General features: G+C 71.7%; 6 protein-coding genes and 1 pseudogene. 2 read left to right on the forward strand and 5 right to left on the reverse strand.

Annotation, left to right across the window (positions count from 1 at the left end; genetic code table 11):
• The 4 genes from DD1DGNOD_RS30575 to rimP all read right to left on the reverse strand — a co-directional run.
• Positions 1-1063 (reverse strand): translation initiation factor IF-2 N-terminal domain-containing protein (locus DD1DGNOD_RS30575; RefSeq protein ID WP_283234740.1); only part of this gene is annotated, 1063 nt, incomplete at its 3' end.
• A gap of 178 nt (positions 1064-1241) precedes the next feature.
• Complete coding sequence (locus tag DD1DGNOD_RS21275; RefSeq protein ID WP_131770904.1) at positions 1242-1520, reverse strand: YlxR family protein; 279 nt, start codon at positions 1518-1520, stop codon at positions 1242-1244.
• Between the two features lie 4 nt (positions 1521-1524).
• On the reverse strand, positions 1525-2613 hold the full coding sequence (gene nusA / locus DD1DGNOD_RS21280) for a transcription termination factor NusA (protein WP_131768285.1): 1089 nt from the start codon (positions 2611-2613) through the stop codon (positions 1525-1527).
• Positions 2610-3284, reverse strand: a complete 675-nt coding sequence (gene rimP, locus DD1DGNOD_RS21285) for a ribosome maturation factor RimP (RefSeq protein WP_241255892.1) — start codon at positions 3282-3284, stop codon at positions 2610-2612. Before rimP ends, nusA begins: the two co-directional genes overlap by 4 nt.
• Before the next feature lie 203 nt (positions 3285-3487).
• Between rimP and DD1DGNOD_RS21290 the strand changes: the two genes are divergently transcribed.
• Complete coding sequence (locus tag DD1DGNOD_RS21290; RefSeq protein ID WP_131768289.1) at positions 3488-4096, forward strand: hypothetical protein; 609 nt, start codon at positions 3488-3490, stop codon at positions 4094-4096.
• A 6-nt stretch (positions 4097-4102) separates the two neighbouring features.
• On the forward strand, positions 4103-4609 hold the full coding sequence (locus DD1DGNOD_RS21295) for a DUF4439 domain-containing protein (protein ID WP_241251752.1): 507 nt from the start codon (positions 4103-4105) through the stop codon (positions 4607-4609).
• A gap of 24 nt (positions 4610-4633) precedes the next feature.
• On the opposite strand, the pseudogene DD1DGNOD_RS21300 reads toward DD1DGNOD_RS21295, so the two are convergent.
• Positions 4634-4858 (reverse strand): annotated as a pseudogene (locus tag DD1DGNOD_RS21300) (Rrf2 family transcriptional regulator); the annotation flags it as partial.

The raw sequence follows: 4858 nt of genomic DNA on the forward strand, positions 1-4858 counted from the left end.
ATGTTCCCCTCCCGCCGCCGCCGGGACGAGGCCCGCTTCCGGCGGGGCGGGAGGGGAACATGCTCGGATTGGGTCGAGGACCACCGGTACCACCCGGACGCGGCGGCATCTGACCCGGCGACGGCCGACCACCGGTACCACCCGGACGCGGCGACATCTGACCCGGCGACGGCCGACCACCGGTACCACCCGGACGCGGCCCACCTGTGCCACCAGGACGTGGGCCACCAGGACGCGGACCGGCCTGGCGGTGCGGCGGTGCGGCCGGCGTACCGCCGGGACCCGACGCCTGCGACCGCGGCTGCGAGCCCGATGTCGTGTACGGGTTGTTACCAGGGCCTGCCGGTCGGGGACCGGGCCGCGGACCCGGGCTGGGCCGACCGGAGGGGCTCTTCACGGACGGCCCCTGGGCCGGGGAACTCTTCACCGGCGGGGTCTGCGCCGAACCCGGGGCCACCGAACCCGGGGCCACCGGGCCCGCCGTCGCCGGGGTCTGCGCCGGCGGGGTCTGCGAACCACCCGCGGGCCCGGACCGTGGAGGTGGGGTGGGTACACCCGGGCGTGGTCGCGTGTGCTGTGTGGCCGGCGAGGAGTCGGATCCGGCAGCCGGAGTGGTCTCGCGGGCCGAGGCAGCTGCGGGAGCATTCGATGCTGGCGCACCCGGTGTGCTCGGTGTGCTCGGACGCGGCGTGACGACCGGGCCCGGCTGCGCCTGACCGGCAGCAGTGACCGGGGCCCCGGGGTCGTGCTGGCGGGTCGGCGCACCCGGAACGGCTGGACGGCCGGGTATACGCGGACCCGGGCGGGACGGTACCGGGCCCGGACGGGCACCGGGTACCGGTCGTGCGCCGTTGCCTGAGGGAGCACCGCCGCGCGCGGCGGATCGCTGCGCACCGGTGTTCTCGACGGGGAACGACTCCTTGAGCTTTCGGACGACCGGTGCCTCGACTGTGGACGAAGCCGACTTCACGAACTCGCCGAGATCCTTCAGTTTGGCGAGTACGGTCTTGCTGTCGACGCCGAGCTCCTTGGCGAGCTCATGTACGCGGGCCTTTCCTGCCACGGTGCTCCTTTGTTCGGCCCGCGGTCCGCCCGCGTGACCCTGGTTACCTGCTGGTCGTGATCATGGCTGCGTGCTCATCGCGCGGTCATCGCTGTCTCGACCTGCTTCCATGTCGACATCTGGTGATGTCGTCCGATCTTCCGTCGACCTCGCGTCGGTGCGAAGCCTGTCATTACCATTACTCCCCAGTCATGCACTGCTCGACAAGGTACGCCCTGACATGCTCGAGTCCGAGCGGCGCTGCAACCCTCAGCGCCCGCAGGAACGCCTTGCGACGTTCCGCGAGATCGAGGCATACCCGATCGGGGTGCAGGTGCGCCCCCCGCCCAGGCATACATCGGCGAACATCTGGTCTGAGCTCACCGTCAACTACCACCGTACGCATCAAGTCCGACCGCGCCACCCGGGCGCGACACCCCACACATGTGCGGACCGGCTCCGCACGGCGTGCGCCCATCAGTCTATCTCGTTGCACCTCTGGAGTGGCCGCCGGCAGCGGGAGATCTCCGGGGGACGGACGGCGATGCGGCCCGTCGGGCAGACGCCTCGGAACCTTCCCGCGCCAGCAGGCCACTGTTACCTTCCGTGTCCGAATGGATGTCGATACGCCAGCCGGTGAGGCGCGCCGCCAGCCGGGCGTTCTGCCCCTCCCGGCCGATGGCGAGGGAGAGCTGGTAGTCCGGCACGACCACCCGCGCCGCACGGGCGGCGGGATCGGTGACTTCGACTCGAGCCACCCGCGCGGGTGACAGCGCGTTACCGACGAATGTGGCCGGCTCAGCAGACCAGTCGACGATATCGATCTTTTCGCCGCGCAGCTCGGCCATGACAGCTCGTACCCGCGCTCCCATCGGGCCGATGCAGGCGCCCTTCGGGTTCACCCCGGCGACGTTCGACCGAACTGCGATCTTGCTGCGATGACCCGCTTCCCTCGCGATCGCGGCTATCTCCACCGTACCGTCCGCCACCTCCGGCACCTCCAGCCGGAACAGGCCCTTGACCAGCTCCGGGTGGGTCCGCGACAGCGTCACCGTGGGGCCGTGCGCCCCGCGAATAACGCTCACGACATAGCACTTGATGCGGTCCCCGTGCTCGAAACGTTCACCGGGGACCTGTTCGGCGGGCGGAAGCACACCCTCAAGGGTTCCGAGATCGACCAGAACGACCTTTGACCCCGCCCGCTGTTCGTGGTGCTGGACGACACCGGAGACGACCTCGTGCTCCCGGTCGGCATACTGCCCGTAGGTGATCTCCTGCTGGGCCTCCCGCAGCCGCTGCATGATCACCTGCTTGGCCGTCATCGTGGCGATCCGGCCGAAGTCCGCGGGCGTGTCCTCCCATTCGCGCGTCATCCCGTCCAGGGAGGTCTCGCGGGCGTACACCGCCACGTGCCCCGAGGTCCGGTCGATGACCACACGCGCGTCCGCAGCCGCCCCGTCGGTGTGCCGGTAGGCGGTCAGCAGCGCGGTCTCGATCGCCTCCACCAGGGTGTCGAAGGCGATGTCCTTCTCGCGTTCGATGCCGCGCAACGCTGCCACGTCGAGTTTCATCGCTGCGCCTCCGCGTCCTGGTCCTCGCCGGTCGCGAGGTCCTCGTCGGTTGCAGGATCCTCGTCGCCGGTCACGAGATCCTCGTCGGTTGCGCGGAACTCCACCTGCACGGCGGCCCTGACCACGTCAGCGAAGGATATCCGTATCACCTCGCCGGCGGCTGCGCGCTCACCCGCCAGCACGAGTTCAGCTGCCTGCGGCCCTGCGGTGCGCACCCGCCCGAGCAGCTGCCTGCCGTCACGGATCCGCACCGACACCAGACGTCCCTGTGCCCGACGCCAGTGCCGCGGTGCCACCAGCGGACGATCGACCCCGGGCGAGCTCACTTCGAGAACGTACGGACCGGCCACCGGCGAACCCCCGGCCGCTGGTGGATCGGCCTCGGCGGCATCGAGTACGGCCGAGGCCACCCGGCTGGCCTCGGCAACCGCGTCCAGGTCCACCCCGCCGTCGCGGTCCACGACCACTCGGACCACGCTCCGGGATCCGGCACGGCTGACGGTGACGTCCTCCAGGTCGAATCCCCGCGCTGCCAGCTGCGGGGTGAGCAGACGCACCAGCTCCGTCCGAGCCGACCGAAGCCGACCGTCCGTGCCCGGTTGTCGCGCCTGGGCGCGACGTCGCCCGCCGCCGGCATCAGCGGCACTGGTTGCGGCTACGGCGTCGCCCACGTCGACCCGCTCCTTTCCTCCGCCACGCATGGACGTGGCGCTCTCCGGAGATCCTGAGCCTACGTCCGACCCGACCCGGTTCTCCCCGCGGTGCCAGGGACCTGGGCCTCCCGAACCTCCCAGAAGCATGATCGCCCCAACTCGCCGTCCCCGCATCGCCGGGCCGACCAGCCGCCTCCGCCACTGTGACAAGCTGCTGGACCGTGAGCGCGACGGGTTCTGGTTCATGGCATCAGGGGTTGTCCCGGCGGGGTGTTCTCGGCGCGCTCCCGCTGGTCGCGACAGCCGGACTCACCAGCTGCAGCTGGACACGTTCGGTCCATGACCCGGACAATTCCACAAGTCCGAACGCTGTCGACGACGCCCTGCGCGAGTCGGTGGCGCAGTCCGAACAGGGGCTCCTCATCGCCTACGATCGGGCAATCCTCGCACATCCGTCGATCGCCGCCACGCTGGCGGTGCTACGCGCCCACCATGCCGAGCACGCCGGCCGCCTGGGGTCGCCCCCGACCGGCACCGGGTCACCCAGGGCACCCAGGTCACCCGCCGAGGGATCGCCCGCGGCCGGATCGACCGTCGCCGGTTTCACCGCCGGGCCCGCAACCGCTGCCCCGGTTCTCCCCGACCCCGCCACCGACCGGGCGGCATCCCAACAGGCCACGGTCGCCGCGCTCGTCCGGCTGGAGCAGCAGGCCGCGGCCCTGCTGCGCGCGAAGTGCCTGGTGGCGGCCGCGGGTCTCGCCCCGCTGCTCGCCAGCATCCACGCGGCCGAACTCGCCCACGCCGACCTACTCGCCCCGCTGGCCAGGTGATCGCTGTTGACGGGGATACCTGACCAGCCAGGTAACCGGGAGGCAGGCAGCCGGGCCCCGGACGATCCAGGCGCTGTCCAGGCGCTGTCCAACCTCCTGGCGGTGGAGCACGCCGCCGTGTACGCATCCGCCGCGGCCGGTGGCGCGCTGGCGCCGCTGCGGCCCGGGTCCGAATCGACCCGCGTTCTTGCCCAGAGCGCCTACACCGCCCATCGGGAGCTGCGTGACCGGCTGGTGGCCGAGATCCTCGACCGCGGCGGCACCGCACCGGCGGCCCAGCCCGCGTATCGGCTGCCGGTGGTGCCCACCGAGCTGACCAGTGCGCTCGGGCTGCTTGCCGACGTCGAGGACCGCTGCGCAGCCGCTGCCCACGACGCGCTCGGTGACCTGGCCGGTGAGGTCCGCGCGCTGGTGATCGATGCGCTGGCGGGGATGGCGGTGCGCGCCCAGCAGGCGCGCATCGCGGCGGGCCAGCCGGTGGATCAGGCCACCCGGGCACTGCCCGGCACCTGATCACCGTACGGGCCGACCGAAACCTCAGCGGCCGACCCAGGCGTCACGGTCCCGACCGAGCTCGCCGACGATCGGTGGCAGGTGTCCGCTGGCGATGTCGGCCAGCGTCACCTCCTCGAGAAGCCGGCGGAGGCTGACCCGCACGGCGATCCACACGTCCTGCAGGTGCTTGGCGGCACCTTCGTACACCGCCTCCTCCGGCCGGCGGCCCCGGACGCTGGCCAGCGGGCCGTCGGTGGCCCGGATGAC

It is taken from the genome of Candidatus Protofrankia californiensis (genome assembly GCF_900634765.1).
Taxonomy (GTDB): Bacteria; Actinomycetota; Actinomycetes; order Frankiales; family Frankiaceae; genus Protofrankia; species Protofrankia californiensis.